The following is a 3,862-nucleotide window of genomic DNA, read 5'->3' on the forward strand; positions in this document are numbered from 1 at the left end:
CCGCCCGCACCGGCCGCCGCGCCGGCCGCGGCCGCGGCCACGCCGGCGCCGGTGGTGGACAAGGGCGACGTCGCCTGGATGCTCACCTCCACGCTGCTGGTGCTGCTGATGGTGGTGCCCGGCCTGGCGCTGTTCTACGGCGGCATGGTCCGCGCCAAGAACGTGCTGTCGGTGCTGATCCAGGTCGGCGTGGTGTTCTCGCTGATCGCGGTGCTGTGGGTGGTGTACGGCTACAGCCTGGCGTTCGCCGATGGCGGTCCGTTCATCGGCACGCTGCACAAGGCGCTGCTGGCCGGCGTCGACACCACCACGCTGGCCGACACCTTCTCCAAGGGCTTCAAGCTGCCGGAGTACGTGTTCGTCGCCTTCCAGCTGACCTTCGCCGGCATCACCGGCGCGCTGATCGTCGGCGCCTTCGCCGAGCGGGTGAAGTTCGCCGCGGTGCTGCTGTTCGTGGTCATCTGGTTCACCTTCGGCTACCTGCCGCTGGCGCACATGGTGTGGTCGGCCCCGGGCTTCCTGTTCGGCAAGGGCGCGCTGGACTTCGCCGGCGGCACCGTGGTCCACATCAACGCCGGCGTGGCCGGTCTGGTCGGTTCGTACTTCGTCGGCAAGCGCCTGGGCTTCGGCCACACCGCGCTGAAGCCGCACAACGTGACCCTGACCTTCGTCGGCGCCTCGCTGCTGTGGGTGGGCTGGTTCGGCTTCAACGCCGGCTCGGCGCTGGAAGCCAACGCCACCGCCGCACTGGCCTTCCTCAACACCCTGCTGGCCACCGCCGCGGCGGTGCTGGCCTGGTCGCTGACGGAGAAGGTGATCAAGGGCAAGTCCTCGGCGCTGGGCGTGGCCTCGGGCATGGTCGCCGGCCTGGTCGGCATCACCCCGGCCGCCGGTACCGTGGGGCCGTTCGGCGCCATCGCCATCGGCGTGGCCGCCGGCGTGATCTGCGTGTGGGGCGTGACCGGGCTGAAGAAGCTGCTCAATGCCGACGACACCCTGGACGTGTTCGGCGTGCACGGCGTCGGCGGCATCGTCGGCGCGATCCTCACCGGCGTGTTCACCGACAAGGCGCTGGGCGGCATGGGCTACGCCGAGGGCGTGACCATGGGCCACCAGGTGCTGGTGCAGGCCGAAGGCGTGCTGATCACCGTCGGCTGGATCGGCGTGGTCTCGGTGGTCGGCTTCCTGATCGCCAAGCTGGTGATCGGCCTGCGCGTGCCGGAAGACGCCGAGCGCGAGGGTCTGGACATCACCTCGCATGGCGAATCGGCCTACGAGTTGTGAGGTTCGCCGGCCCGCGACGGCGGTCGCGGGCCTTGTCGCAGGACGTGGGGCCGGCGCTGGTGGCCGGTCCACGCGGCCGCGGCCTTCGCCGGCGCTTCCTGGGGGGAAGCGCCGGCCATTCTCAAAAGATCGAGGTATTCCGCGTGGCCATTCGCCTCGCCACACCCCCGGCTTTCCCCAAGATTCCTGGTTGCGTCGTGATGCAGGGCCGGGTGGCGCCAGCCACTGGTCGTCAGGCGGCTGCGCGACGCGCCATCCGCAAGGGCAGCGGCCGCGCCATGCGCCGCTCGCCCGTGCCGCCTGCTCGGCTTTGCACTACATTGGTGCAATGGCCATGAACACCACGCCCCCCCCGCTTTCCGCCCTTGGCACCCCGGTGGTCTGGGCGGATACAGACGGCCGCCTGCGCGGCGCCAATCCCGCCTTCGCGCGCTGGCTCGGGGTCAGCGTGCGGCGCCTGCTCGACCAGCCGCTGGCCTCACTGGAAGTGCAGGGCGATGCGCTCGCACGGTTCCTGCGCAACGACGAGCGCGACGTGCTGCGCCTGCACCGCATGGCCCTGGCCGTGCCCGGCGAGCCGCCGCGCTTCGCCGAAGGCTGGCTGTCGCGGCTGGACGACGGCGGCTGGCTGCTGGAAGCGCACCCGGTCGACGAGTTCCCCACGCCGGACCCGGCGCAGGCCCTGCCGAACGCGCTCAGCGCGGCGCTCAAGGGCCTGGCCCACGAACTGCGCAATCCGCTGGCCGGGCTCAAGGGCGCCGCGCAGCTGCTGGCGCGCCGCGCCCAGCACCGCGACGAGGACGAGCGCGAACTGATCGAACTGATCGGCGCGGAGATCGAGCGCCTCAACAGCCTGCTCGACCAGTTGCTGTCGCCGGCGCCGGCGCGCCCGCACGCCATGCTCAACATCCACGCGGTGCTGGAGCGGGTGTTGCGCCTGGCCGAAAACGAAGGCGGCTGGTCGGTGCGCCTGCAGCGCGACTACGACCCCAGCATCCCGGAATTCCTCGGCGATGCCGACCGCCTCACCCAGGCGGTGTGGAACCTGGTGCGCAACGCGATTCAGGCCGGCGCGGCGCAGGTCACCCTGCGCACCCGCGTCGAGCACGGCCAGCGCATCCGCGACCGCGTGCATGCGCGCGGCCTGCGCCTGGAGATCGTCGACGACGGCCGCGGTGTGCCCGAGGAACTGGCCGAACACCTGTTCCTGCCGCTGGTCAGCGGCCGCGCCGAAGGCAGCGGTCTGGGCCTGGCGCTGGCCCAGCAGGTGGCGCGCGAGCATGCCGGCTCGCTGACCTACCGCTCCCGCCCCGGCCACACCGTGTTCACCCTGCTGCTGCCGCAGCGCGCAGCGGACACCGATTAGGAGCACTGCGATGACCGACTCCCTGCAAGGAACGCAACGGATCTGGGTGGTCGACGACGACCGTTCGGTGCGCTTCGTGCTGTCCACCGCGCTGCGCGACGCCGGCTACAGCGTCGACGGCTTCGACAGCGCCGCCGCCGCGCTGCAGGCGCTGGCGCAGCGGCCCATGCCCGACCTGCTGTTCACCGACGTGCGCATGCCCGGCGACGACGGTCTGGTGCTGCTGGACAAGCTCAAGGCCGCGCACCCGCAACTGCCGGTGATCGTGATGTCCGCCTACACCGACGTGGCCAGCACCGCCGGCGCGTTCCGCGGCGGCGCCCACGAGTTCCTGTCCAAGCCGTTCGACCTGGACGATGCGGTGGCGCTGGCCGCACGCGCGCTGCCCGATCCCGGCAGCGCCATCGCCGCGGTGCCGGCGACGACACCGGCCGGGCAGGGCAGCACCGAACTGATCGGCGACACCCCGGCGATGCGCGCGCTGTTCCGTGCCATCGGCCGGCTGGCGCAGGCGCCGCTGTCGGTGCTGATCAACGGCGAGACCGGCACCGGCAAGGAACTGGTCGCGCACGCGCTGCACACCGAGTCGCCGCGCGCGCGCAAGCCGTTCGTCGCGCTCAACACCGCGGCGATTCCGGCCGAACTGCTGGAGAGCGAACTGTTCGGCCACGAGGCCGGCGCCTTCACCGGCGCGCAGCGCCGCCACATCGGTCGCTTCGAGCAGGCCGACGGCGGCACCCTGTTCCTGGACGAAATCGGCGACATGCCGCTGCCGCTGCAGACCCGGCTGCTGCGCGTGCTGGCCGAGAACGAGTTCTTCCGCGTCGGCGGGCGCGAACTGATCCGGGTCGACGTGCGGGTCATCGCCGCCACCCACCAGGATCTGGAAGCGCTGGTCGAACAGGGTCGCTTCCGCGCCGACCTGCTGCACCGCCTGGACGTGGTGCGGCTGCAGTTGCCGCCGCTGCGCGAGCGCCGCGCCGACGTGCCGCAACTGGCCGAGAACTTCCTGGCGATGGCCGCGCGCAAGCTCGACACCCCGCCCAAGCGGCTGGCGCCGGCGGCGCTGGACGCGTTGCGCGCCTATCCGTGGCCGGGCAACGTGCGCGAACTGGAGAACGTGTGCTGGCGCCTGGCCGCGCTGGCGCCGGCGGAGATCATCGATGCAGGCGATGTCGAGGCCGCCCTGCTGCGCGGCGGCCGCCGCGAGCG

General features: G+C 72.0%; 3 protein-coding genes. All 3 read left to right on the top strand.

Annotated elements, in window-relative coordinates; all coding sequences use genetic code 11:
- Window positions 1-1,284: ammonium transporter (gene amt / locus D180_RS14185; RefSeq protein WP_017913319.1), on the top strand; the 1,284-nt coding region annotated here is incomplete at its 5' end.
- Between the two features lie 328 nt (window positions 1,285-1,612).
- Window positions 1,613-2,650 carry an ATP-binding protein gene (locus D180_RS14190; RefSeq protein WP_193314201.1) on the top strand — a complete coding sequence of 346 codons (1,038 nt, stop codon included), beginning with the start codon at window positions 1,613-1,615 and terminating at the stop codon, window positions 2,648-2,650.
- Between the two features lie 10 nt (window positions 2,651-2,660).
- The coding region (gene ntrC, locus D180_RS14195) for a nitrogen regulation protein NR(I) (protein ID WP_017913321.1) at window positions 2,661-3,862 on the top strand (1,202 nt) is incomplete at its 3' end.

The sequence above is a fragment of the Xanthomonas sp. SHU 166 genome, assembly GCF_000364685.1.
GTDB lineage: Bacteria > Pseudomonadota > Gammaproteobacteria > Xanthomonadales > Xanthomonadaceae > Xanthomonas_A > Xanthomonas_A sontii.